We start from the raw sequence: 22,186 nt of genomic DNA, 5'->3' as shown, positions 1-22,186 counted from the left end.
GTGGGGTCCCTGTGGGGGCGGGCATGCCCGCGAAGCAGGCGACGCGGTGGATGGCACCGGCTGCGCCGGTGTTCGCGGGCGCGCCCGCTCCCACAGGTATGGCGCATTCCTTCAGCTGATGGGGTCCCTGTGGGAGCGGGTTCACCCGCGAAGCAGGCGACGCGGTGGATGGCACTCTGGTCCGGGCAATATGCCGAGGCCGATGTTCCGGTTGCGTGATTGCCTTAGCAAGAAAGCGGATGCAGGCAGGGCTGTGGATGCGTACAGTAGGTTGATCGCAACCTGGCAGGAGCCTGCTTATGTCCAGCGCATTCACCTTCATGCAGTCGCCCGTCGGCACCTTGACCCTGGTAGCCCGTGGCGAGTGCCTGGCAGCCGTACTCTGGGAGGAGGAGCGGGAAAACCGCGTGCGCCTTGGCGCCCTGCACCGCGATGACCAGTGCCCGGTACTGCTGGAAACCGCCCGCCAGCTCGGCGAGTACTTCGCCGGCAAACGCCAGCGCTTCGAACTGGCGCTGGATTTTACCGGCACCGAATTCCAGCGTCAGGTATGGGCCGCGCTGTTGGCGATACCGTTCGGTGAAACCCGCAGCTACAGCGACATCGCCCGGGAGATAGGCAACCCCAGCGCGGTGCGCGCGGTAGGCGCCGCCAATGGCCGCAACCCGATCTCGATCATCGCCCCGTGTCATCGGGTGATCGGTGCTTCGGGCAGCCTCACCGGCTTTGCCGGTGGCCTGGCGGCCAAGCAGTACCTGCTGGCGCTGGAGGGCCGGCAAAGCCTGGCACTGGACCTGTAAGGCGTCAGCAGAACCAGCTGGCGACCAGGCAGACCAGCACGGCCAACGCCGTGCCGGCCATCAGGGTGTACTGCCGATGGGCCCGGCGCGCATGGGGCTTGACTGCGCGCAGGTACTCGCCAGGTGTCGGCGCGTCGGGCCGGTGGCGCAAACCCTCGGCCACATCGGCCAGTTGCCCCTGAATCAGCAGACCCGTCAGGTAGTAGGTACAGGCATAGCTCAGCAACGCCAGAAACAGATAGATCATACCGGGTACGGGGCCAGGGGCACGGCGATGGCACTGGCGTTGGCGGTGTCCAGCACGATCAGCCCTTCGCTGTGGTCGTCCAGGCTGGCCAGCAAGCGCCCCTGGCTGTCCCAGGCCGCCGAGCCGCCGGCACCAATGAAGGTATCGGCCGGCCCCACGCAGTTGGCCAGCAACACCGTCATGCCCAGCTCACGCGCCACCTCGGGGTAGTGCTGGTAACCCTCGCGGATGCCCTTGGCGGTTTTCGCCACGCTGACCAGGTACAGGTCGGCGCCGTGTTCCCGTGCGGCTGCCGCATGCGCCATGAACATCGATTCGTAGCAGATCGCAGGCGCTACCCGGTGCGCGCCTACCTGCAGCAGCAAGGCTTGATCGCCTGGGGTGAACCAGGGCAGTTCATCATCATGCAGGCGCCGCTTGGCATAGGCCTGGCGCGGTGCACCGGGGCTGAGGATCGGCATGCCTATACGCATGCCATCAGGGGTCGGCAGTGGCAGGCCTGCGGCGACGGTGATACCAAGCCGGTCGCAGGCTGCCTGCAGCGGGTCCAGCCGCGTCGAACTGACGGGCAGGGCGGCCTGGCGCGCGAGGGTTGGCTCATAACCGGTCAGCGACAGTTCGGGGAATACCACCAGTTCGGCGCCAAGGGACGCGGCCTGTTCGATGCAGGCCAGGTGGCGTTCGAGGTTGGCTTGCACATCGCCCTTGAGCGACGCCAGTTGCACGGCGCACAACTTCATGAAAAACCCTTCCCTGGTACAGGTTGAAGGGCCGAGCATACTACCGGCACCAACGCCTGTACCAGTGAAGGGTTTTTCAGGATGCCGGGCGGACAGCGAAGCGCTGGCGGAACCAGTCGTTGAGCATGGCCTTTTCGGCATACAGGCGGTCGCTGCTGCTCGTGACCCGGCCCGGGCGGCTGAGGTACATCTTGTCGCTGACCCGTTCCTGCGCCTGCTGGTCGGGTTTGCCCGGTTGGCTGAGGGTGTAGCTGAGGTCGATGGTCGGCCAGGTGATTTCGCGCATGTAACGTACATCGTAGGCCTGGCTGTGCCAGGGCTCGAAACGCCCGGCCAGGTCGATGTCGCGAATGTCGATGACCAGTTGCTGGCCAGGTTGCAGGTAGCGTTGGCCAAGCTTCTGCAGGTACTGGGTCAGGGTTTTCATCACATAGGTGTCGGCGCCACGCTCGTACCCGTGGCTGTCGAGGCTGGCATCGCGGAATTTTTCCGGATGCTCGAAACGTACCTCGACCTGCGCGGCCGGGGCACCTTGTGCCATGCTGTCCAGTGACAGCGCCATGAGCACGGCACACACGAGGGCGGTACGCATGATGCACCTCCGGGGCAGATTGCGTGTGCCTCCATTTTACCCCTGGCATGGCGCTACCAGCAGAGGAAGATTGTAATGGCACGGTTTCGGCGTCTGATTGCCAACCTGCGGGGGCGTGACCTGGCGGTGGGCGATATCCATGGTCACTTCCAGCGCCTGCAGCAATGCCTGGATGGGGTGGGGTTCGATCCGGCCGTGGACCGCCTGTTCAGCGTGGGGGACCTGGTCGACCGTGGCCCGGACAGCGAGGCGGCGCTGGAATGGCTGGCGCAGCCCTGGTTCCATGCCGTGCAGGGTAATCATGAGGCCCTGGCAATCACCCGCGTACGCGGCGGGCGGCTCGATCTGGACATGTACCGCGCCGCCGGGGGTGGCTGGTTTCTTGACCTGCCGCGGGGCGAGCAGTTGCGTTTCGTGGAGCGCTTCGAGCAGTTGCCGATCGCGATAGAGGTTGAAAGTGCAGCGGGCCTGGTAGGGCTGCTGCATGCCGACAGCCCATATGCCGACTGGACGGTGTTGAGGACCTGGCTGGAACTGGAAGACGACCCGCAAGTACGGGAGGTGTGCCAATGGTCGCGGCGGCGGTTGAAGGTAGGTGATACCGAGCCCGTGCAGGGCCTGCGTGCCTTGCTGGTGGGCCACACGCCGGTACTGGAGGCCAAGCTGCTGGGCAATGTCTGGCATCTGGATACAGGGGGGTGGGCCAGTGGCCATTTCACCTTGATGGACATGCGGACCCTGCAACTGGTCAGCCCCAGGCCAGGTGAAACAACAGTGCTGCAGCCAATAGCACCAGCATGACCCCGGAGGCCCGCTCCAGCCAAGGCAGGCAGCGGGCAAAGCGCCGCAGCACCAGCGGGTTGCCGATGGCCACGGCAACCAGCAGGTCCCACAGCAGCACGATGCTGAACATCCACAGGGCACAGGTTGCTTTCCAGGCAAAGCTGGCGCTGGCGACCATGCTGACCAGGCTGGCATAGAACAGCGCATTCTTGGGGTTGAGGATGCCGGACAGGAACCCCATGCCCAATCCCCGCCACCACCCTTGGGCGGTCTGCTTGCCAGCGACTGCGCCCAGGCTGGTTTGCCCGGCATGGCGCAGGAACAGGGTGCCGATGTACAGCAGGTAGCCGGCGCCGGCCAGTTGCAGGGCGGTGAACAGCAGGCTGCCTTCCTGCAGTACCGACAGGCCGGTGAAAGCCATGATGATGAACACGCCATTGGCCAGGGCGATACCCAGGCAGGCGCCGATCGCGACGCGCCAGCCGGCGCTGACCGAGGTGCGTGCGACCAGGAAGAAGTCCGGGCCGGGAGAGAGCAGGGCGAGGAAGTGGGCGAGGGCGATGATCAGGAACTGTTGCATTGGTGAGGTTGCTCTGGCGTAAAGCCTGACTCTGCCCCTCGGCGCTCATGCCGTATTGAACAATATTGCAGGCCTAACCAGCAGGCGCGGTCCCTGTAGGAGCGGGCGTGCCCGCGAAAAATCCAGCGCGCAGGATGGCACCGGCGTAGCCGGTGTTCGCGGGCGCGCCCGCTCCCACAGCTATAACGTGAGCCCAAAATCTCAAAGGCTAAGCCGATCCCGATACTGCCCCGGTGTCACCCCCACATGGGCCTTGAACACCCGCTGGAAATGGCTTTGGTCGGCAAAGCCGAGCCGATAGGCCACCTCCGCCAGTGCCTGCCCTTCACCCAACAATTGCCGCCCACGGTTGACCCGGGCATTGAGCAGGTAGGCATGCGGTGTAAACCCGGTGGCCGCGCGAAATGCGCGAATCAACTGGTAGCGCCCAAGCCCGGCCTGCCGGGCCAGTACCGCCAGGCTCAACTGTGCCGGGTCCTGGCCTTCGATGTGCGCAATCAGCCCACTCAACGCGGTCGCCCCCAGGGCCGGTGCCGGTGCCAACGGCGCGTGCCTGGCAAAGTCCAGGTCACCCAGAAAGGCAATCAGCGCCGCATCCTTCTCACCATTGCTGGCGTTGGAGAACAGCAGGCTGTTCAGTTCGCAGAACTGCCGATACACCTCCGGCACCTGGCAGATACGTGCCGGCTCGCCGGGCCCGGCACCCTCCAGCCCGGACTCAAGGTGCAGCTGTGCCAGCCAGTCGGCATCCACATGCAGCATCTGGTAGCTCCACGCCTGCCCGGGCTCTGGGTTGCAGGCATGTACCCGGCGGGCCGGGACCAGCACCAGCGTGCCGGGTGTCAGGCGTTGCTGGCCGTTGCCGGCACCGGTGAAATGACTGTGGCCGGCGTCCACCACACCGATGGAAAACGTCGGGTGGCTGTGGGGCTTGTAGCAGGCGCGGCTATGGCAGGCGCGGCGGCTTTCGACATGCGGCAGGGCCGGGTCGCGCCACAGCGCGGCATGGGAACGGGGCATCACAGGGTCCTCGGTATGCGCGGCAGCTTATCAGGCGCCGTGCACCCATACAGTTTTTTCCGCTGGCTGTAACTTGACCGCAAGGCCCGCTACCCGCCGAAATAGACGCCTGTTGCCAAAGGAAAACAATAATGGACCTCTCAAGCCTGCTGCTTTTCATCCCCGCCTGCTTCGCCCTGAACATGGCGCCGGGGCCGAACAACCTGCTGTCGCTGCACAATGCCAGCCGTTACGGCCTGCGCACGGCCTGCGTGGCCGGTGGCGGGCGTATCGTCGCCTTCAGCGGCATGATCGCCCTGGCGGCCATGGGCCTGGCAGTGGTGCTGCACACCAGCGAATACCTGTTCCTGGCCATCAAGGTGGTGGGGGCGGCGTACCTGTTCTATATCGCCTGGCAACTGTGGCGGGCACCGGTGGGCGAGGCGGTGGTGGCAAGCGATCACCCACGCGGCACCTGGCGCCTGGCACGTCAGGAGTTCTGGGTGGCCGCTGGTAACCCGAAGGCAATCCTGATCTTCACCGCCTTCCTGCCGCAGTTCGTCTCGGTCGGCAGCGCCACCCCGGTGAGCGAGCAGTTCCTCTGGCTGGGTGTGTTGTTCCTTTTGCTGGAATGGGCCGCCATCGCCATCTACGCCGGCCTGGGGGCGTACCTGCAGCGCTGGTTCAGCCAGCCCGGCCCACGTCGGCTGTTCAACCGGGTCAGCGCCTCATTGCTGGGCTGCGCCGGCCTCGGGCTGCTGGCTGCGCGGCGCTAGAACTGGGTACTCGGCACTTAGTCGCGGTAGAACGTCTGCACCAGGTGGTAGCCGAACTTGCTCTTGATCGGCCCGTGCACCACGCGCAGGGGCTTCTTGAAGATCACCTGGTCGATGGCGCCGACCATCTGCCCGGGGCGGATTTCACCCAAGTCGCCGCCACGCTTGCCCGAAGGGCAGGTGGAGAACTTTTTTGCGAGCACATCGAAAGCCTCGCCATTGGCGATGCGCTGCTTGAGCTTTTCGGCTTCGTCAGCGGTCTTGACCAGGATGTGGCGGGCTTGGGCTTTCATGGGGTACCTGTGCTTCGGGGGCGAAAAAGGTGGGCATTATGCCTTAACGGGTCGGGTTGAGGCCATTGTGGGAGCGGCCTTGCGTCGCGAAAGGGCTGCAAAGCAGCCCCAGGATTTCAGCAGCGAAGCATAGATTTCTGGGGCCGCTTTGCGGCCCTTTCGCGACGCAAGGCCGCTCCCACAATGACGGTGAATACCTTCATTACGGGGTGCGCAACTCCTCCCGATCCCGAAACTGCTCCAGCGCCTCGGGGTTGGCCAGGGCGTCGGTGTTCTTCACCGGCAAGCCATGCACCACATTGCGAATCGCCAACTCCACCAGCTTGCCGCTGATGGTACGCGGGATGTCATCGACCTGGGCGATCACCGCCGGTACATGACGGGGCGTGGTGTACTGGCGGATCACCTGGCGGATGTGCTGGCGCAGGGCCTCATCCAGCTGCAGGCCGTCACGCAGGCGAACGAACAGCACCACCCGCACGTCGCCTTGCCAGTCCTGGCCGATGGCCACGCTTTCCAGCACCTGCTCGACCTTTTCCACCTGGCGGTAGATCTCCGCCGTGCCAATGCGCACCCCGCCGGGGTTGAGCACGGCATCGGAGCGGCCATGAATCACCAGTCCGCCATCAGCACGCTGTTCGGCATAGTCGCCCTGGGCCCACACCCCCGGGAACTGGCTGAAGTAGGCGTCGTGATAGCGGCTGCCGTCCGTATCCTTCCAGAACCCCAGCGGCATCGACGGGAAGTTGCGCGTGCACACCAGCTCGCCTTTTTCGCCCTGCACCGGCTGGCCATGCTCGTTCCACACTTCCACCGCCATGCCCAGGCCCTTGCACTGGATCTCGCCACGGCGCACTGGCAGGGTCGGGTTGCCCAGCACGAAGCAGGAGACGATATCGGTGCCGCCGGACATCGACGCCAGGCACAGGTCGGCCTTGATCTTGCGGTACACGTAGTCGTAGCTGTGTGGCGACAGCGGAGAGCCGGTGGACAGCAGCAGGCGCAAGCGTTCCAGGCGGTGGCTTGCCGCAGGTTCGAGGCCCGCCTGCTCCAGTGCCGCCAGGTACTTGGCGCTGGTACCGAAGGCCTGGATGCCCTCGGCGTCGATCAGGTCCAGCAGCCGCTCGGGGCCGGGATGGAACGGCGAGCCGTCGTACAGCACCAGCGTGGCGCCCACCGCCAGGCCGCTGGCCAGCCAGTTCCACATCATCCAGCCGCAGGTGGTGTAGTAGAACAGTACGTCATCGGCCTTCAGGTCGTTGTGCAGGCCATGTTCCTTCAGGTGCTGCAACAACACGCCGCCAGCGCGGTGGACGATGCACTTGGGCACACCGGTGGTGCCGCTGGAATACAGGATGTACAGCGGGTGGTCGAAGGGCAGCGGGGTGAAGCGGGGCTCGCCGCCGGGCTGAAAGAACTCGTCCCACAGGCTGACGTTGGCGGCCTGGAATTCGTCGGCGCGGGTCCCGCTGCGGGTATGGGGCACCACGATCAGCCGTTGCAGCCCGGGCAGCTGCGCGCACACCTGGTTGACCTTGTCCACCTGGTCGATGGCCTTGCCGGCGTACTGGTACCCGGCGCAGGCGATCAGCAGCTTGGGCTCGATCTGGCCGAAGCGGTCGATGATGCCGTGTACGCCGAACTCGGGCGAGGAGCTGGACCACACCGCACCGAGGCTGGTGCAGGCAAGCATGGCGACCAGTGTCTGCCAGGTATTGGGCATGACCGCGGCTACCCGGTCGCCGGGGACGATGCCGGCGGCCTTGAAGGCTGTTTGCAGGCCGGCCACCTGGGCCGCCAGCTGGGCATGGGTGAACAGCTGGCGTTGGCCGTCTTCGCGCACGGCGACCAGGGCCGGGCGGTCGTCGCGGCGGCGCAGCAGGTGTTCGGCGAAGTTGAGGGTGGCGTTGCTGAACCACTGGGCATCGGGCATCTGCGGCCCTTCGCTGAGCACCTGGCTCGGCGGGGTATGCCAGTGAACGTGGAAATAGTCGGCAAGGGTTTGCCAGAAGGCAGGGCGCTGTTCGATGCTCCAGCGGTGCAGCGCCTGGTAGTCGTCGAGTTGCAGGTTGTAGCGCAGGTTGACCCGGCGGCGGAAGGCATCCATCCGGCTGGCCTCGATCTGCGCCGTGGAGGGGCGCCAGAGCACATCGTTCATGCCGAACCTCCAGATGATCATTTGGATTCGAGGGCGCCTTCGCGGGCTCGCCCGCTCCCACAGGTACAGCGTAGATGTCCAGCCTGGTGACAGCCTGTGGGAGCGGGCGTGCCCGCGAAGAAGCCCCCTGGCAGCAGGGGCTTGCGTTTTACTCTACTTTAGCCTTTTGCACGTCCTGCGACGCGGTCCAGACGCGGTAGCGCACTTCGACGTCCTTGGGCACATACACCACCACCGGCAGCTTGCTGTTGTAGCGCAGCATGAAGCCTTCGCCGACCACTGGCACGAAGGCCTCGGTCTTCTTGCCATCGGGGCAGGCCATCAGCGTGCTGGCCGGGCCGCTGACCTTGTCCAGGCGGTAGTAGCTGTAGCCCCAGCCTTCCAGGGTACGTTCCTCCAGGCTGCCGCCCAGGCGCTGGCGATTGCAGTCCACCTTCAGGGTCTTGCCGGCGAGGATTTCCAGTTGATAGGCCGACTCATCAGCCTGGGCCGGCAGGTGGATGACCTGCCGGGTGAAGCCTTTTTCCGCCTCGGGGTAGGGCGCGACGTCCTTCAGGCTGGCTGCCATCGCGGGTGCGGCGGCAGCCAGGGTCAGGGCCAGGATCGCGGTCATCGGGGTTGGGCGCATAGGGCCTCCTTGCAGATAAACGAATGCAAGACCGTCGCCAGGCCCAGGCCGCCCGTCACTGGGCCAACCAGCCACCATCGACATTCCAGGCGGCACCGCGAACCTGGCTACCGGCCTCGCTGCACAGGAATAGTACCAGCTCACCCAGGTGTTCGGGGGTGACGAAGGCCAACGATGGCTGTTTTTCTGCCAGCAGATCGTGCTGCGCTTGCAGCGGATCGCCACCGTTGGCAGCACGATCGTCGATCTGCTTCTGCACCAGCGGGGTCAACACCCAGCCGGGGCAGATGGCATTGCAGGTGACGTTGCTGGTGGCGGTTTCCAGGCCCACCACCTTGGTCAGGCCGACCACGCCGTGCTTGGCCGCCACATAGGCCGCCTTACCGGTGGAGCCGACCAGGCCGTGCACCGAGGCGATGTTGATGATGCGCCCCCAGTTGCGCGCTCGCATGCCGGGCAGGGCCAGGCGCGTACCATGGAACACGGCCGACAGGTTGAGGGCGATGATCTTGTCCCAGCTTTCCAGCGGGAACTGCTCCACCGGCGCCACGTGCTGGATACCGGCGTTGTTGACCAGGATGTCGACGCCGCCGAACTCGCGCTCGGCCAGGGCGAACAGCGCTTCGATCTGGGCCACGTCCGACAGGTCGGCCGGGTGATGGACTGCCTTCACCCCGTGCCGGGCGATCTCGGCCAGCGCCGGGCCAGGGTCGCCGAAGCCGTTGAGCACGATGTTGGCGCCTGCGCGGGCCAGCACCTGGGCAATGCCCAGGCCGATGCCGCTGGTGGAACCGGTGACGAGTGCGGTCTTGCCTTTGAGGGTCATGCAAAGCTCCTTAGACGATGCCGGTGGCGTAGAACGTGGCGATGACCACGAACACCGCCAGGGTCTTGATCAGGGTAATACCGAAAATGTCCTTGTAGGCCTCGCGGTGGGTCAGCCCGGTCACGGCCAGCAGGGTGATGACCGCACCGTTGTGCGGCAGGGTGTCCATGCCCCCGCTGGCCATGGCGGCCACCCGGTGCAGCACTTCGAGCGGGATGTTGGCGGCATTGGCGGCGGCGATGAAGCTGTCGCCCATGGCCGCCAGGGCGATGCTCATGCCGCCCGAGGCAGAGCCGGTGATGCCGGCCAGCAAGGTCACGGTGATGGCTTCGTTGACCAGTGGGTTGGGGATGCCGCGCAGGGCGTCGGCCAATACCAGAAAGCCCGGCAGCGAGGCGATCACCGCGCCAAAGCCGTATTCCGAGGCGGTGTTCATGGCCGCCAGCAAGGCGCCGCCCACGGCGCTTTTGGTGCCTTCGGCCAGGCGGGTGCGGATGGCGCCGAAGGCACACACCAGCACCATCAGGATGCCCACCAGCAACGCCGCCTGCACCGCCCAGATGGCCGTGAGCTTGGCCACATCGCTTTGCACCGGCGCGCTCATGCCGGGCAGTTGCAGGCTGTGGCTGGGGCCGTACCACTGCGGGATCCAGTGGGTGAACAGCAGGTTCATCACCCCCACCAGCAGCAGCGGCGACAGGGCCAGCCAAGGGTTGGGCAGCGCCAGGTCGGCAGCGGTTTCCGGTTCGTTGCGCAAGTCGCTGCCATAGCCTTCACCGGCGCGCTGGGCCTTGTTGCGCTGGCGCTGCAGGTAGGCCATGCCGGTGCAGAACACGAACAGTGTGCCGATCAGGCCCAGCCAGGGCGCGGCCCAGGCGGTGGTGTTGAAGAAGGTGCTGGGGATGATGTTCTGGATCTGCGGGGTGCCGGGCAGGGCATCCATGGTGAACGAGAACGCGCCCAGGGCGATGGTTGCCGGGATCAGGCGCTTGGGGATATTGCTCTGGCGGAACATCTCGGCGGCGAACGGGTACACCGCGAACACCACCACGAACAGCGACACGCCGCCGTAGGTGAGCAGGGCGCAGACCAGCACTATCACCAGCATCGCCTGGCGGGTGCCGAGCACGCGGATGGCGGCGGCGACGATCGAGCGCGAGAAGCCGGACAGCTCGATCAGCTTGCCGAACACGGCGCCCAGCAGGAACACCGGGAAGTAGAGCTTGATGAAGCCGACCATTTTCTCCATGAACACCCCGGTGAATGCGGGGGCCACGGCAGACGGGTCGGTGAGCAGTACCGCCCCGAGGGCGGCGATGGGGGCGAAGAGGATTACGCTGTAGCCGCGGTAGGCAGCCAGCATCAGCAGGGCCAGAGCGGCAAGGGCGATGAGCACGGTCATCGGGGTGGGTCTCCTGGGTGAGTCTTGTTTTTATCGGTGAGCAGGAGAAAGCGGGAATCGTGCCAGATCTGTAAGTTGATGATTTTAAATGATTAATTTTGTTTTTCTAATAATCTTGTCTACATTTTGAGACTGTAGGGGGCTGCTTTGCAGCCCATCGCCGGCAAGCCAGCTCCCACAGGGTTATCCAAAAGTTCTGAAAGCGGTGCAATACCTTGTGGGAGCTGGCTTGCCGGCGATCGAGGGCGAAGCCCTCGCAACGATCTCAAATCAGAAACATAAGTCTCAAGTTAGAGACGAAATACCCAGCGCTACCATCTTCTTGTACAAGGTCGACCGCCCCAACCCCAATGCCTGCGCGGCCTGCGGCACATTTCCCGCATACTCGGCCAATGCCCCAACAATCAGCTCACGCTCAAAATTTTCACACGCCTCACGGTAAGTCTGGCGCGCAGGCGCAGCCGCCACGGGGCTCAACGGCCCCAATGCCGCCCGCAGATCCGCCACCCCCAACCGCGGCTGATCCGCCAGCAGCGTGGCCCGCTCCAGCACATTGCGCAGCTCGCGAATGTTCCCCGGCCAAGCATGCCGCGCCAATAGCTGCTGCGCTTCGGCCTCGAGCTCATACTGGCTGCCCAGTTCCCCCAGGATGGCCTCGCACAGCGCCGGCAGGTCCTCCAGCCGTAGCCGCAGTGGCGGCACCTCGATCGGCAGCACATTCAGCCGGTAATACAGGTCGGCGCGGAATGCCCCGCGGGCGATGGCGGCCTGCAGGTCGATGGAGGTGGCGGCAATGATGCGCACATCACTGCGCAGCATCTGGTTCGAGCCTACCGGCTCGTACTCCTTCTCCTGCAACACCCGCAACAGCTTGCTCTGCAGGGCCAGCGGCATGTCGCCGATCTCGTCGAGGAACAGCGTGCCGCCTTCGGCCAGTTGCAGCTTGCCGCTGCGGCCCTTGCGATCGGCGCCGGTAAAGGCGCCGGGGGCGGTGCCGAAGAATTCGGCTTCCAGCAGCGTCTCGGGGATCGCCGCACTGTTGATGCTGACAAACGCCTTGTGCGCCCGCGCCGACGCCGCATGGATGGCATGGGCCAGCAGTTCCTTGCCGGTGCCGGTTTCGCCCAGCAGCAGCACCGGCGAATCACTGCTTGCGCCACGCCGGGCGCGGCGCTTGGCCTCCAGGCTGGCGGCGCTGCTGCCAACGAACTGGGCGAAGCTGTACTTGGCTTGGCGGGCGCGCAATTGCGAGCGGGTCAAGGCCAGCTCCTGCTGCATGCTGGAGTAGCGTTTGAGCAGTGGCGACAGGCTGCGCAACTCATCGAACAGGGCGAAGCCGATGGCGCCGATCAGCGCGCCTTGGTCGTCGTGGATGGGCAGGCGCATTACCACCAGTGGCTCGTTCGGGGTGTCGAGCATGTCCAGCAGGATTGGCCGGCCATTGCTCACTACTTCGCGCATCAGACTGCCCGGGATCACCGCCTCGCATGGCTGGCCGATGGCGCTGGCGGCGTCGGCCAGGCCAAAGCGCCGGGCGTAGCGCTCGTTCATCCAGACGATGCGCGCCTGGCGATCGACGATTACCGTGCCCTCGCTGGACTGCTCGATGATCTCGAACAACGAGCGGATCGCCAGTTGCCGTACCTGGGGGTAGTCCTTGAGGCTGTCGCTGTCGTGCATGGGTAGAAATCCTGAAAACTGTGTAAGCAGGGCCGGCCTTTTCGCGGGTAAACCCGCTCCCACAGGGTCACCACAAATCCTGAGGACTGTGGGGTACCTGTGGGAGCGGGCAAGCCCGCGAAGAGGCCAGACCTGAAAACCTATCCCCTGGGGTCGAACGCCTCGCGCAAGGCATCCCCGATAAACACCAGCAGCGACAGGATCACCGCCAGCGCAAAGAACGCGGTAAAGCCCAGCCACGGCGCCTCCAGGTGCTGTTTGCCCTGGGTCACCAGCTCTCCCAGCGAAGCACTCCCGGCCGGCATGCCGAAACCAAGAAAATCCAGCGCAGTCAGGGTGGTGATCGCCCCGGTCAGCATGAACGGCACATAGGTCAGCGTTGCGTTCATGGCATTGGGCAGGATGTGCCGCAGCATTACCTGGCTGTCTGGCAACCCCAGCGCCCTTGCGGCCTTCACGTACTCCAGGTTGCGACCGCGCAGGAACTCGGCGCGCACCACATCGACCAGGGTCAGCCAGGAGAACAGCGCCATGATCCCCAGCAGCCACCAGAAGTCCGGCTCGACGAACCCGCTGAGGATGATCAGCAGGTACAGCACCGGCAACCCCGACCACACCTCCAGTAGGCGCTGGCCGACCAGGTCGACCCAGCCGCCGTGGTAGCCCTGCAAAGCACCGGCCGCCACCCCGATCAGCACGCTGACCACGGTCAGGGCGAAGGCGAACAGCAAGGATACCCGGGTGCCATACAGCACCCGGGCCAGCACATCGCGGCCCTGGTCGTCGGTACCCAGCCAGTTGCTCGCGCTTGGCGGGCTGGGGGTGGGTACCTGCAGGTCGTAGTTGGGGGTATCGGCGCTGAACGGGATGGGGGCGAACAGCATCCAGCCACCTTGCTGCTCGATCAGCTGGCGTACATAGGCGCTGCGGTAGTCTGGCTGGAACGGCAGCTGGCCGCCGAACTGCTGCTCGGTGTAGCGCTTTAGCGCCGGTACGTACAGGTCGCCCTTGTAGCCCAGCAGCAGCGGTTTGTCGTTGGCCACCAGCTCGGCACACAGGCTCAGTAGCAGAAGGGCGGCGAACAGCCACAGCGAAACCCAGCCGAGGCGGTTGCGGCGAAAGCGTTGCAGGCGACGACGCGAGATCGGTGAAAGCATCAGCGCGCCCTCGTGTCGAAGTCGATACGCGGGTCGAGCAGGGTGTACGACAGGTCACCGATCAGGCGGATCAGCAGGCCCGCCAGGGTGAAGATGAACAGCGTGCCGAACACCACCGGGTAATCCCGCGCCACGGCCGCCTCGTAACTCATGCGGCCCAGGCCATCGAGCGAGAAGATCACCTCGATCAGCAACGAGCCGGCGAAGAACACCGTGATCAACGCCTGCGGCAACCCGGCCACCACCAGCAGCATGGCATTGCGCAGCACGTGGCCATACAGCACCCGGCGTTCGCTCAGGCCCTTGGCGCGGGCGGTAACCACGTATTGCCGGGAAATTTCGTCGAGGAAGGCGTTTTTGGTCAGCAGCGTCAGGGTGGCGAAGCCGCCGATCACCAGGGCGCCGACCGGCAGCACCAGGTGCCAGAAGTAGTCGGCGACCTTGCCCAGCAAGCTGAGCTCGTCGAAGTTGTCCGAGACCAGGCCGCGCACCGGGAACCAGCTGAGCGAGGTGCCGCCGGCGAACAGCACGATCAGCAGCAGGGCGAACAGGAACGAGGGCAGGGCATAGCCGACCACGATCAGTGCACTGCTCCAGGCATCGAAGCGGCTGCCATGGCGCACTGCCTTGCGGATGCCCAGCGGGATCGACACCAGGTAGGTGATCAGCGTGGCCCAGAAGCCCAGCGACAGGGTGACCGGCAACTTGTCGAGGATCAGGTCGGTGACCTTGGCGCCGCGGAAGAAGCTGTTGCCGAAGTCCAGCCGGGCGTATTGGCCCAGCATCAACCACAGGCGCTCGGGGGCGGACTTGTCGAAGCCGTACTGGCGCTTGATCTCCTCGATCAGTTTCGGGTCCAGGCCACGGGTGGCCCGTGACTCGCCATGCACCACCTCGGCTCGGGCACCGGGAGCGCCGCCGCCGATGCCTTGCAGGCGTGCCACCGCCTGCTCCACCGGACCACCCGGCGCGGCCTGGACAATGGCAAAGTTGACCAGCAGGATCGCCAGCAGGGTGGGAATGATCAGCAACAGGCGGCGCAGAATGTAGGTGGTCATGGCGAGGATTTCCGGCGCTCGGCCATTTGCGCGTTGGTCAGCGCGGTGGGGCTGACTTCCCACCAGGTGTCCAGGCCTTCGTCATAGGCAGCCTGGACCTTGGGCAGGCCGAAGCGGTTCCACCAGGCAGTGGAGCTGCCCGGTGGGTAGTAGTTGGGGATCCAGTAGTAGTTCCATTGCAGCACCCGGTCCAGGGCATGGGCGTGGTGCAGCATGTCGGCCTGGGTGTCGGCGCGCACCAGGCCGTCGATCAGGCGGTCCACGGCAGGGTCCTGCAGCACCATCAGGTTGTTCGACCCAGGGTCGTGGGCCGCTGCCGAGCCAAAATAGTTGTACAGCTCGGCGCCGGGCGACAGGGTGACCGGGTAGCCAGTGACGATCATGTCGTAGTCACGTGCCATCAGGCGGTTGACGTACTGGGCCGAATCGACGTTGCGGATGTCCAGGGTCACGCCAATCTGTGCCAGGTTGCGCTTCCACGGCAGCAGCAGGCGCTCCATGCCTGCCTGGCCGTTGAGGAAGGTGAACGCCAGCGGCGTGCCCTGGCTGTTCACCAGGCGGTCGCCTTCAGGGCGCCAGCCCGCTTGCTCGAGCAGCGCCAGTGCCTGCAGCTGCTGCTTGCGGATGATCCCCGAACCATCGGTGACCGGGGCGGTGAACACGGTGCTGAAGACTTCGTCCGGCACCTTGCCGCGCAACGGTTCGAGCAGTTTCAACTCGCCGGCATCCGGCAGTTGGCGGGCGGCCAGCGGGGTATTGGAGAAAACACTCTGCTGGCGGATGTACATGTTGCGCATCATCTGCCGGTTGCTCCACTCGTAGTCCCACAGCATGCCCAGCGCCTGGCGCACGCGACGGTCCTTGAACTGCGGCCGGTCGAGGTTGAACACGAAGCCCTGGGCAACCTGCGGTTTGGCCGGGCCCAGGTGGGCACGCTGCAGGCGGCCGTCGTCCAGTTGCGCGCCGTTGTAGCCCAGGGTGTAGGCGGTGGCGGAGAATTCGCGGTTGTAGTCGTAGCCGCCGCCTTTGAGCACCTGCCGCGCCACTTCGGTATCACCGAAGTACTCGATGCGCAGCTTGTCGAAATTGTAGCGGCCACGGCTGACCGGCAGATCGCGCGCCCACCAGTTGGCGTCGCGCTCGAAGGTGATGCTGCGGCCGTTGTCGATGCGCCCGATACGGTACGGCCCGCTGCCGACCGGCTTGTCGAAGCCGGCGCCGTTGGCGAAATCGCGCTGCTGCCAGTCGTGTTCGGGCAGTACCGGCAGGCTGGCGAGGTCCAGCGGCAGGGTGCGGCCGTGGTCGGGCTTGAAGTCGAAGCGCACGCTGTGCGGGTTTTCCACGATGACGGCGGCGACATCGGCGAACTGGGTGCGGTACTTGAGGCTGCCCTTGCTCATCAGCAGCTCGAAGGTAAAGCGTACGTCCTCGGCGCGCACCGGCTTGCCATCGGCGAAGGTGGCGCGCGGGTCGATCTCGAACCGCAGCCAGGCATCCTCCGGGCCGCGCTCCATGCGCCGGGCGATCAGGCCGTAGACAGTGTAGGGTTCATCGAACGAGCGCACGGCCAGTGGCGCGTACAGCAGGCCATCGACCTCGCTGACACCGATGCCTTTGTCGATGTACGGCAGGATATGGTCGAACTGGCCGATCTCGATGGCCGAGCGGCGCAGGATGCCGCCTTTGCGGGCGTCGGGGTTGACGTAGTCGAAATGCTGGAAGCTGGCGTTGTAGCGGGGGGCTTCGCCGTAGACGGTGAGGGCGTGGGTGGAGGCGGCGTGGGCGTTGAAAGCCAGGCAAAGCAGGAACAGGCACCACAATCTCTGTGGGAGCGGGCGTGCCCGCGAATGCGTCAGATCAGGCAACGAGGCTGCATGCTCGGACGCATTCGCGGGCACGCCCGCTCCCACAGGAACCTTCATCGGCTGCGAGGACTTAGTCCTGGCGGCTGGTCACTTCCAGCAGGTGGTAGCCGAACTGGGTCTTCACCGGGCCTTGCACGGTATTGACCGGGGCGCTGAACACCACGGTGTCGAACTCCTTGACCATCTGGCCCGGGCCGAACGAGCCCAGGTCACCGCCCTGGCGGCTGGACGGGCAGGTGGAGTTGGCTTTGGCGATTTCAGCGAAGTCGGCGCCTGCTTCGATCTGGGCTTTCAGTTCGTTGCATTTCTCTTCGCTGCTGACCAGGATGTGGCGGGCGGTTGCACGGGCCATGGGTACTGCTCCTTGGGGTAAAAAAGGCAAGCCTAGCGCACTTGTCCGGGGTATGTCTCGCCAGGCTTGCGTGCCGCTACCTAGAGTTTTTGTGCCGCCTCGCGCAACAGGGTTTCGGTCGAAGCCCAGCCCAGGCAACCGTCGGTGATCGACACGCCGTATTTCAGCGCGCCCTTGCCCAGCGCCTGGCAGCCGTCGAACAGGTGTCCTTCGATCATCACGCCGACGATCGAACGGTCGCCGGCCAGGCGCTGCTCCAGCACATCGTTGAAAACCGCCGGCTGGCGCGCTGGGTCCTTGCCGCTGTTGGCATGGCTGCAATCGACCATGATCCGCGCCTGCAGCCCGGCCTTGGCCAGCGCCTGGCGGGCCATGGCGATGCTGTTGGCGTCAAAGTTCGGGCCTTTGTGGCCGCCGCGCAGCACCAGGTGGGTGTCCGGGTTGCCCAAGGTCTCGATGATGGCCGGGTAGCCCTGCGCATCCATGCCGAAGTGGCGGTGCGGGTGGGCGGCGCTGCGCATGGCGTCGCTGGCGATGGCGATGCCGCCGTCGGTGCCGTTCTTGAAGCCGACCGGCAGCTCCAGACCACTGACCATTTCGCGGTGGATCTGCGACTCGGTGGTGCGCGCGCCAATCGCGGCCCAGGCCAGAAGGTCATCGAAGTAGCCGGCGGCCATTGGCTGCAGCAGTTCTGTGGCAACCGGCAGGCCGCGTTCGATCATGTTCAGCATCAGCCCGCGGGCCAGGGCGATGCCGGCGTGCATGTCGTCGCTGCCATCGAGGTGCGGGTCGTAGGCCAGGCCTTTCCAGCCGACCGTGGTGCGGGGTTTTTCGACGTAGGCGCGCATCACCAGCAGCAGCTTGTCGTCGACTTCGCGGCTGAGGGCGGCCAGGCGGTCGGCGTATTCCAGGGCCGAGCGCGGGTCGTGGATTGAGCACGGGCCAACGATCACCAGCAGGCGCTGGTCGCGGCCTTCGAGGATGTCGCGGATGGCCTGGCGGTGGGCATGGACTTGCTGGGTAAGTTCGCTGGACAGCGGCATTTGCTGTTTGAGCAGGTGCGGGCTGGGCAGGCGCTGGCTGACGGTGGTGTTGGCCGCTTGCGGCTGGGTCAGGGCGAGGCTGGAAGCTTGCATGGCGTTTTTTCCCTGGGCGGACGGCGGGTTCTGGCCCGCATGGTCGGCCCTATCGAGGTGTTCGACAGATCGTTGAATTCGTATTGGCTGCTGCATTGCCACCTGTGGAAGACCGAACGGAGGCGGCAGGCTGGCCCGAACGGGATTGGCTAAATCGCCAGGCGTAGGTGTTTGCGTAGTAATAAGTGGCGTAGTTCATGAATCTGTCCTCAATGTGAATCGGTGTTGTTCAAAGGCCTGAAAAGCAAAACCCCCGGTCGGGGAGCCGACCGGGGGTTTGAGTATTCTCATGTTCGGCGGCCCCTCGAAGGTGGGCGCCGTGTGGGTATCGGCGCCTAGTGGCTAAACCAATACCCAAAGTAATAGCTGGCAGGTGCCACGCAGCCGGCAACGGCCAGCACAGGACGCAGGCTGCGACCGGTGTGGTTGGCGTGGTTGCGGGTGTGTTTCGGCATGTTGCTCTCCAATGAATGAGCCCGAGCTTACTTCAGTTCGGCCGGGCCATTCAATGGATAAATGCTATGGGGGTGATCAATTGTTTTTGTACCGCACGATTCAATGGCCATAGCGCCCGACCAGGCTCTGCGCCCCTAGCGCGTGGCCTTGCAACAGTTGCAGCAGGCCGCTGCGGTCCAGGCCTTCGGGCAGGGTGCCCAATGGCAGGTCGGTGGCGATCAGCGTCAGCGCGTAGTGGTGCGGGTTGTCGCCGGCGGGTGGGCAGGGGCCGCGGTAGCTGAGCGTGCCCCGTGAGTTGCGCCCCACGGTCACGCCTTGTCCGGTCAGCCCGGCGACGCCTTCCTTCAGCCCATCCTGGGCCGGGTCGATGTTGTAGGCGATCCAGTGGACCACGCCAATGCCCTTGCCGCCGTCCGGGTCGAACATGATCAGGGCCAGCGACTGGGTGCCTGCGGGTAGGTTGTCCCAGCTCAGTTGCGGGGTGCGCTCTTCGCCGGCACCGCAGGCCGGGTCCGGGCCAACCTGTTGCAAGGCGATCACGCCGCCATCGGTGAACGACGATGAACTGATCGACAGCGCGCCCTGGCCACCAGCGACGGCCAGGGCGCTGCACGGCAGCAGGGCGGCGAGCAGCCAGAGTTTGAGGTTCATGGTGAATCCTTGGCAGGGCGTTCCGGCGCAGTGTAGCCCAGGCCGGCCTCAATGGCTGTCCTGGTCCTCGGCGGTGCCACCCGAGTGCCCGGCGCCGGAGCCGGTGGCTTCGCCGGTGCTGTTGGAGCCACCAGCGGCGCCGTCGGCGGCATCGCTGTTGCTGCCGGTGTCGCTGCTGTCGTTGGCTTTGCTGCTGCCTGGGCTGTTGACGCTGCTGTCTTCACCGGCAGTCTTGCCACCGTACTGGTCGGTTTGCGGGCGGCTGTCGGTGTCTGTGTCGGTGGCGGCGAAGCTGGTGCCAGTGACGCTGGCCAGGGCAAGGGCAAGGCACAGTGAGAGTGGGCGAATGCGGATCATGGAACGTCTCCTTTGCGGATGATCTGTCATTCGTTGGGCTGGGGGCGGGGAGTGGGGTGCCGTCTGGGCGACGGATGGTCATTGTTGCGGGCTGCCGTGCAGCCCGCTCGATTGCAAGGGGGCCGCGCAGGCCCCGAGGAAGGCGATCAGCGGCAGTTGCCCGCCTTGCGATAACCCGCTGCCTGCGCCTCACCCTCTGTGGCGAAGGTGACCTGGTTCTTCGCGGTGACCTGGGTATAGCCCGGGCAGCCGACGGAAAGGTGATAGACGTGGCTGTTGCGGTTGCCAAGCACCGCCCCCACCGACCCGGCACTGGCCAGGCTCGGCTTGGCCTCTGGCTTGGCAGCCTTCGCCGGCACCGCTTGCACCACGCCACTGCCGACTGGCTTGTAGTTGGCGGTCCATTTGCGTTCCCCGGTCACGAAGGGGTTGGCATGGCCCATGATCGCGGCAATGCGCCGGTCACGCTCTTTCTCCCAGGCCGACACCGGGTGCTGTTTGTCCCAGGCCATCAGCAACTGCTGCTGTTGGCGCGACATGCTCAGCTTGTAACGGTCGTACATGTAGAAGGTGGTGCGGGCGACCAGGCCTTTCACTTCGTCACGTGGTTCGGCAGCACGCTGCACGAAGTCGACCTTGGTGGAGCACTGCCCGTATTGCCCTGCATTGCCAGCAACCATGCCGTAGTTGAAATTGCTGCGGTCGCCGTTGACCTCGCCCACTGCCGGGTACAGGTTGAACAGGTCGGCCTCCATGGCGCGGAACACCGGGTCGTCATCCACGCAATGCTCGCGGCCACCGTTCTTCCAGCACTGGCGCTGGTTGCCGAAGGTGTAGGCCGGCACGATGTGCTCCCATTCGGTGCGTTCGGCGCGGTTCTGCTGCTTGCGTGTCTGGTAGCCACAAGAGGCGGCATCGATACGCCCGCCAGACTTGCCCACCCAGGCCCATTTGCAACCGCAGTACAGGTCGCCCATGGCACTGCTGGCCTGGTCCATGTACACCTTCTGCTTGGCCACCACCTTGGCCTCGGTGAAGGTCGCCGGTGGGCTGGCCAGGGCAGGGAGGGTGAAGGAAAACAGTAAGGATACGGCGTAAAGCAGTGATTTCATGGGAAAAACATATTTCAGGTTGGGGCATGCATTGTAATCATTTCCTTGGGGCTGGCCAGCTCGCTGATCCACACCAGTGGGCGGCGCGGGTCGTTGCTGCCCATGCTGCTGAACGTGGCCGAGTCGAGCATGGCCTTGACTTGGGTGGCCATGCGCAGCAGGCGCTCGATGAAGCCGGTGCCGACGGCGCCGGTGTCCTCCAGGGAAACACCGCTCTGGTTGTGCTGGATTGCCAGGTGGTAGTGGCTGACCCCGGCACCGTTGCCACTGCCGCCCAGCACCACGGTGAAGCGCGGGCCGAGCAGCCCGGCCAGGCGCTGCTGGACCAGGTCGAGTAGCGCGACCGGGACTTCGTCGGGGCGCAGTGAAGTGGGGAAGCATGGTGTGAAGGGTGGCATGGGCATGTCCTGCTGGGCGGGGTACGAGTCCTGGCCAGCTTAAGCAAGGTCACTGTCAACTTGGGTTAAGCAGGGGTAAAAGCGGGTAATGCTCAACGCCAGCGCGTTACGGCATCAGGCATCAGAAGGTCTGGCCCAGCGAGAACTGGAAGATCTGGGTTTCTGCCCCATCCGGCTTCTTCAGCGGTGCCGCCAGGCTGAAACTCAACGGCCCCATTGGGCTGTACCAGGTCACGCCAACCCCCAGCGACACGGCCATCTGTGCCAGGTCCACGCTGCCGCAGCCCTGGGTGGTCGACAGGTAGCAGGTGTCGGCGTACACGTTGCCGGCATCGACGAACACCGAGCTGCGCAGCTGGCTCTGGTCCTTCACGAACGGCAACGGGAAGATGTATTCGGCACCGCCGGCAATTAGGATGTTGCCGCCCAGCACGTCGGTGTCACGGTCGGAGTAATAGGCCTGCCCGGCGCTGGCGTAGGTGCCGGTGGCCGGGGTATTGCGCGGGCCGAGGCTGCCGTCCTTGAACCCGCGCACCGAACCCAGCCCACCTGCGGTGTAGCTTTCATAGAACGGCAGCCCGTCGGTGGAGCCATAGCCGTCGCCGTAGCCCAGGCTGGTATGCAGGCGCAGCGAGGTGTTGCTGGTTAGCGGCAGGTAGGTCTGGCCGCTGTAGTCCAGCTTGTAGAACGACAGGTCGCTGCCAGGGGGGGTGGCCATCAGCGTCAGGCTCTGCGAGTGGCCGCGGGTAGCCAGCACGCCTTTGTTCAAGGTTGATTCCGACCAGCCGATCGAGGCCTTGAGGTTGTTGAAACTCTTGCCTTCGCGGGCGATGAAGTCGTAGATCTCGTCGGCGCTGTAGGTGCCGGGCGAGATATTGTCGTGCTGCAGGGTCAGGCCATAGGTCAGGCGCGAGGTTTCGTTGATCGGGTAGCCAAAGCTGACCCCGGCACCGTAGCTGTCGATCGCGTAATAGGAAACGCCGTCGTCGTAGTAATCGCTGTAGTCGGTGCTGTTGTAGAACAGGTTGTAGCCCAGGCTGACGCCATCGGCGGTGAAGTAGGGGTCGGTGAAGCCGAAGTTGTACTTGGTCTGGTACTCACTGCGGGTCAGGCCGATCGACACCTTGTTACCGGTACCGA

24 protein-coding genes are annotated in these 22,186 nt (G+C 65.1%); 3 read left to right on the top strand and 21 right to left on the bottom strand.

Annotated features, from left to right (window positions below):
* Nucleotides 1-299 precede the first annotated feature (299 nt).
* Nucleotides 300-800: a methylated-DNA--[protein]-cysteine S-methyltransferase gene (locus B2790_RS09630; protein ID WP_286918717.1), complete on the top strand. Its 501-nt coding sequence runs from the start codon at nucleotides 300-302 to the stop codon at nucleotides 798-800.
* A gap of 4 nt (nucleotides 801-804) precedes the next feature.
* On the opposite strand, the gene B2790_RS09625 is transcribed toward B2790_RS09630, so the two are convergent.
* The 3 genes from B2790_RS09625 to B2790_RS09615 form a co-directional block, all read right to left on the bottom strand.
* Nucleotides 805-1,047, bottom strand: a complete 243-nt coding sequence (locus tag B2790_RS09625) for a hypothetical protein (RefSeq protein ID WP_075045298.1) — start codon at nucleotides 1,045-1,047, stop codon at nucleotides 805-807.
* Nucleotides 1,044-1,787, bottom strand: a complete 744-nt coding sequence (locus tag B2790_RS09620; protein ID WP_286918716.1) for a carbon-nitrogen hydrolase family protein — start codon at nucleotides 1,785-1,787, stop codon at nucleotides 1,044-1,046. Before B2790_RS09620 ends, B2790_RS09625 begins: the two co-directional genes overlap by 4 nt.
* 76 nt (nucleotides 1,788-1,863) lie before the next feature.
* Nucleotides 1,864-2,379: a DUF3016 domain-containing protein gene (locus B2790_RS09615; RefSeq protein ID WP_286918715.1), complete on the bottom strand. Its 516-nt coding sequence runs from the start codon at nucleotides 2,377-2,379 to the stop codon at nucleotides 1,864-1,866.
* A gap of 75 nt (nucleotides 2,380-2,454) precedes the next feature.
* Between B2790_RS09615 and B2790_RS09610 the strand changes: the two genes are divergently transcribed.
* Nucleotides 2,455-3,180, top strand: a complete 726-nt coding sequence (locus B2790_RS09610) for a metallophosphoesterase (protein WP_286918714.1) — start codon at nucleotides 2,455-2,457, stop codon at nucleotides 3,178-3,180.
* Here the strand turns inward: B2790_RS09610 and B2790_RS09605 are convergent.
* Together B2790_RS09605 and B2790_RS09600 are read right to left on the bottom strand one after the other, a co-directional pair.
* Nucleotides 3,128-3,742 carry a LysE family translocator gene (locus tag B2790_RS09605; RefSeq protein WP_286918713.1) on the bottom strand — a complete coding sequence of 205 codons (615 nt, stop codon included), beginning with the start codon at nucleotides 3,740-3,742 and terminating at the stop codon, nucleotides 3,128-3,130. The two genes, B2790_RS09610 and B2790_RS09605, sit on opposite strands and share 53 nt — an antisense overlap.
* A gap of 201 nt (nucleotides 3,743-3,943) precedes the next feature.
* Nucleotides 3,944-4,762 (bottom strand): AraC family transcriptional regulator, encoded by an 819-nt coding sequence (locus tag B2790_RS09600; RefSeq protein WP_286918712.1) that lies wholly within the window; start codon nucleotides 4,760-4,762, stop codon nucleotides 3,944-3,946.
* Nucleotides 4,763-4,893: 131 nt separating this feature from the next.
* Between B2790_RS09600 and B2790_RS09595 the strand changes: the two genes are divergently transcribed.
* Nucleotides 4,894-5,517, top strand: a complete 624-nt coding sequence (locus B2790_RS09595; RefSeq protein WP_046616681.1) for a LysE family translocator — start codon at nucleotides 4,894-4,896, stop codon at nucleotides 5,515-5,517.
* Nucleotides 5,518-5,534: 17 nt separating this feature from the next.
* On the opposite strand, the gene B2790_RS09590 is transcribed toward B2790_RS09595, so the two are convergent.
* From B2790_RS09590 to B2790_RS09515, 16 genes are all read right to left on the bottom strand, one after another.
* Nucleotides 5,535-5,810 carry a peptidylprolyl isomerase gene (locus tag B2790_RS09590; protein ID WP_013972552.1) on the bottom strand — a complete coding sequence of 92 codons (276 nt, stop codon included), beginning with the start codon at nucleotides 5,808-5,810 and terminating at the stop codon, nucleotides 5,535-5,537.
* Nucleotides 5,811-6,012: 202 nt separating this feature from the next.
* The gene (locus tag B2790_RS09585; protein ID WP_286918711.1) at nucleotides 6,013-7,968 is read right to left on the bottom strand and encodes an acetoacetate--CoA ligase; all 1,956 of its coding nucleotides are present in this window, start codon (nucleotides 7,966-7,968) and stop codon (nucleotides 6,013-6,015) included.
* Nucleotides 7,969-8,116: 148 nt separating this feature from the next.
* Nucleotides 8,117-8,596 (bottom strand): serine protease inhibitor ecotin, encoded by a 480-nt coding sequence (gene eco / locus B2790_RS09580; protein ID WP_015270251.1) that lies wholly within the window; start codon nucleotides 8,594-8,596, stop codon nucleotides 8,117-8,119.
* Nucleotides 8,597-8,651: 55 nt separating this feature from the next.
* Nucleotides 8,652-9,422: a 3-hydroxybutyrate dehydrogenase gene (gene hbdH / locus B2790_RS09575; protein ID WP_085704780.1), complete on the bottom strand. Its 771-nt coding sequence runs from the start codon at nucleotides 9,420-9,422 to the stop codon at nucleotides 8,652-8,654.
* A 10-nt stretch (nucleotides 9,423-9,432) separates the two neighbouring features.
* The gene (locus B2790_RS09570) at nucleotides 9,433-10,824 is read right to left on the bottom strand and encodes a GntP family permease (protein ID WP_075045288.1); all 1,392 of its coding nucleotides are present in this window, start codon (nucleotides 10,822-10,824) and stop codon (nucleotides 9,433-9,435) included.
* A 285-nt stretch (nucleotides 10,825-11,109) separates the two neighbouring features.
* Nucleotides 11,110-12,504, bottom strand: coding sequence for a sigma-54 interaction domain-containing protein (locus B2790_RS09565; RefSeq protein WP_286918710.1), 1,395 nt, complete (start codon nucleotides 12,502-12,504; stop codon nucleotides 11,110-11,112).
* Between the two features lie 140 nt (nucleotides 12,505-12,644).
* On the bottom strand, nucleotides 12,645-13,661 hold the full coding sequence (locus B2790_RS09560; protein WP_025339234.1) for an ABC transporter permease: 1,017 nt from the start codon (nucleotides 13,659-13,661) through the stop codon (nucleotides 12,645-12,647).
* Nucleotides 13,661-14,719, bottom strand: a complete 1,059-nt coding sequence (locus B2790_RS09555; RefSeq protein WP_286918709.1) for a microcin C ABC transporter permease YejB — start codon at nucleotides 14,717-14,719, stop codon at nucleotides 13,661-13,663. Before B2790_RS09555 ends, B2790_RS09560 begins: the two co-directional genes overlap by 1 nt.
* On the bottom strand, nucleotides 14,716-16,641 hold the full coding sequence (locus B2790_RS09550; RefSeq protein ID WP_286918708.1) for an extracellular solute-binding protein: 1,926 nt from the start codon (nucleotides 16,639-16,641) through the stop codon (nucleotides 14,716-14,718). Before B2790_RS09550 ends, B2790_RS09555 begins: the two co-directional genes overlap by 4 nt.
* A gap of 13 nt (nucleotides 16,642-16,654) precedes the next feature.
* Nucleotides 16,655-16,936, bottom strand: coding sequence for a peptidylprolyl isomerase (locus tag B2790_RS09545; RefSeq protein WP_003258780.1), 282 nt, complete (start codon nucleotides 16,934-16,936; stop codon nucleotides 16,655-16,657).
* Nucleotides 16,937-17,016: 80 nt separating this feature from the next.
* Entirely contained in the window at nucleotides 17,017-18,072 is a 1,056-nt protein-coding gene (locus tag B2790_RS09540; protein WP_286918707.1) for a 3-deoxy-7-phosphoheptulonate synthase, read from the bottom strand.
* A gap of 555 nt (nucleotides 18,073-18,627) precedes the next feature.
* Nucleotides 18,628-19,179: a YbhB/YbcL family Raf kinase inhibitor-like protein gene (locus B2790_RS09535; RefSeq protein WP_286918706.1), complete on the bottom strand. Its 552-nt coding sequence runs from the start codon at nucleotides 19,177-19,179 to the stop codon at nucleotides 18,628-18,630.
* 48 nt (nucleotides 19,180-19,227) lie between these two features.
* On the bottom strand, nucleotides 19,228-19,536 hold the full coding sequence (locus B2790_RS09530) for a hypothetical protein (protein ID WP_075045285.1): 309 nt from the start codon (nucleotides 19,534-19,536) through the stop codon (nucleotides 19,228-19,230).
* A 146-nt stretch (nucleotides 19,537-19,682) separates the two neighbouring features.
* Nucleotides 19,683-20,648, bottom strand: a complete 966-nt coding sequence (locus B2790_RS09525; protein WP_085616401.1) for an endonuclease — start codon at nucleotides 20,646-20,648, stop codon at nucleotides 19,683-19,685.
* Nucleotides 20,649-20,662: 14 nt separating this feature from the next.
* A complete protein-coding gene (locus B2790_RS09520) occupies nucleotides 20,663-21,046 on the bottom strand; it encodes a hypothetical protein (RefSeq protein WP_286918705.1) in 384 nt (127 codons plus the stop codon).
* A 121-nt stretch (nucleotides 21,047-21,167) separates the two neighbouring features.
* On the bottom strand, nucleotides 21,168-22,186 hold a 1,019-nt coding region (locus B2790_RS09515; protein WP_286918704.1), incomplete at its 5' end, for a BamA/TamA family outer membrane protein.

This window comes from Pseudomonas sp. UBA6753, from assembly GCF_002453565.1.
In the GTDB taxonomy this organism is placed as follows: domain Bacteria; phylum Pseudomonadota; class Gammaproteobacteria; order Pseudomonadales; family Pseudomonadaceae; genus Aquipseudomonas; species Aquipseudomonas putida_Z.
Note: the sequence above shows the minus strand (reverse complement) of the source record. Positions and strands in the feature narration are given on the sequence as shown.

Excerpts from the sequence above, each read along its gene's own strand:
- B2790_RS09630 (WP_286918717.1), top strand. The coding sequence starts at position 300 with ATGTCCAGCGCATTCACCTTCATGCAGTCGCCCGTCGGCACCTTGACC.
- B2790_RS09625 (WP_075045298.1), bottom strand. The coding sequence starts at position 1,047 with ATGATCTATCTGTTTCTGGCGTTGCTGAGCTATGCCTGTACCTACTAC.
- B2790_RS09620 (WP_286918716.1), bottom strand. The coding sequence starts at position 1,787 with ATGAAGTTGTGCGCCGTGCAACTGGCGTCGCTCAAGGGCGATGTGCAA.
- B2790_RS09615 (WP_286918715.1), bottom strand. The coding sequence starts at position 2,379 with ATGCGTACCGCCCTCGTGTGTGCCGTGCTCATGGCGCTGTCACTGGAC.
- B2790_RS09610 (WP_286918714.1), top strand. The coding sequence starts at position 2,455 with ATGGCACGGTTTCGGCGTCTGATTGCCAACCTGCGGGGGCGTGACCTG.
- B2790_RS09605 (WP_286918713.1), bottom strand. The coding sequence starts at position 3,742 with ATGCAACAGTTCCTGATCATCGCCCTCGCCCACTTCCTCGCCCTGCTC.
- B2790_RS09600 (WP_286918712.1), bottom strand. The coding sequence starts at position 4,762 with ATGCCCCGTTCCCATGCCGCGCTGTGGCGCGACCCGGCCCTGCCGCAT.
- B2790_RS09595 (WP_046616681.1), top strand. The coding sequence starts at position 4,894 with ATGGACCTCTCAAGCCTGCTGCTTTTCATCCCCGCCTGCTTCGCCCTG.
- B2790_RS09590 (WP_013972552.1), bottom strand. The coding sequence starts at position 5,810 with ATGAAAGCCCAAGCCCGCCACATCCTGGTCAAGACCGCTGACGAAGCC.
- B2790_RS09585 (WP_286918711.1), bottom strand. The coding sequence starts at position 7,968 with ATGAACGATGTGCTCTGGCGCCCCTCCACGGCGCAGATCGAGGCCAGC.
- eco (WP_015270251.1), bottom strand. The coding sequence starts at position 8,596 with ATGCGCCCAACCCCGATGACCGCGATCCTGGCCCTGACCCTGGCTGCC.
- hbdH (WP_085704780.1), bottom strand. The coding sequence starts at position 9,422 with ATGACCCTCAAAGGCAAGACCGCACTCGTCACCGGTTCCACCAGCGGC.
- B2790_RS09570 (WP_075045288.1), bottom strand. The coding sequence starts at position 10,824 with ATGACCGTGCTCATCGCCCTTGCCGCTCTGGCCCTGCTGATGCTGGCT.
- B2790_RS09565 (WP_286918710.1), bottom strand. The coding sequence starts at position 12,504 with ATGCACGACAGCGACAGCCTCAAGGACTACCCCCAGGTACGGCAACTG.
- B2790_RS09560 (WP_025339234.1), bottom strand. The coding sequence starts at position 13,661 with ATGCTTTCACCGATCTCGCGTCGTCGCCTGCAACGCTTTCGCCGCAAC.
- B2790_RS09555 (WP_286918709.1), bottom strand. The coding sequence starts at position 14,719 with ATGACCACCTACATTCTGCGCCGCCTGTTGCTGATCATTCCCACCCTG.
- B2790_RS09550 (WP_286918708.1), bottom strand. The coding sequence starts at position 16,641 with ATGAAGGTTCCTGTGGGAGCGGGCGTGCCCGCGAATGCGTCCGAGCAT.
- B2790_RS09545 (WP_003258780.1), bottom strand. The coding sequence starts at position 16,936 with ATGGCCCGTGCAACCGCCCGCCACATCCTGGTCAGCAGCGAAGAGAAA.
- B2790_RS09540 (WP_286918707.1), bottom strand. The coding sequence starts at position 18,072 with ATGCAAGCTTCCAGCCTCGCCCTGACCCAGCCGCAAGCGGCCAACACC.
- B2790_RS09535 (WP_286918706.1), bottom strand. The coding sequence starts at position 19,179 with ATGAACCTCAAACTCTGGCTGCTCGCCGCCCTGCTGCCGTGCAGCGCC.
- B2790_RS09530 (WP_075045285.1), bottom strand. The coding sequence starts at position 19,536 with ATGATCCGCATTCGCCCACTCTCACTGTGCCTTGCCCTTGCCCTGGCC.
- B2790_RS09525 (WP_085616401.1), bottom strand. The coding sequence starts at position 20,648 with ATGAAATCACTGCTTTACGCCGTATCCTTACTGTTTTCCTTCACCCTC.
- B2790_RS09520 (WP_286918705.1), bottom strand. The coding sequence starts at position 21,046 with ATGCCACCCTTCACACCATGCTTCCCCACTTCACTGCGCCCCGACGAA.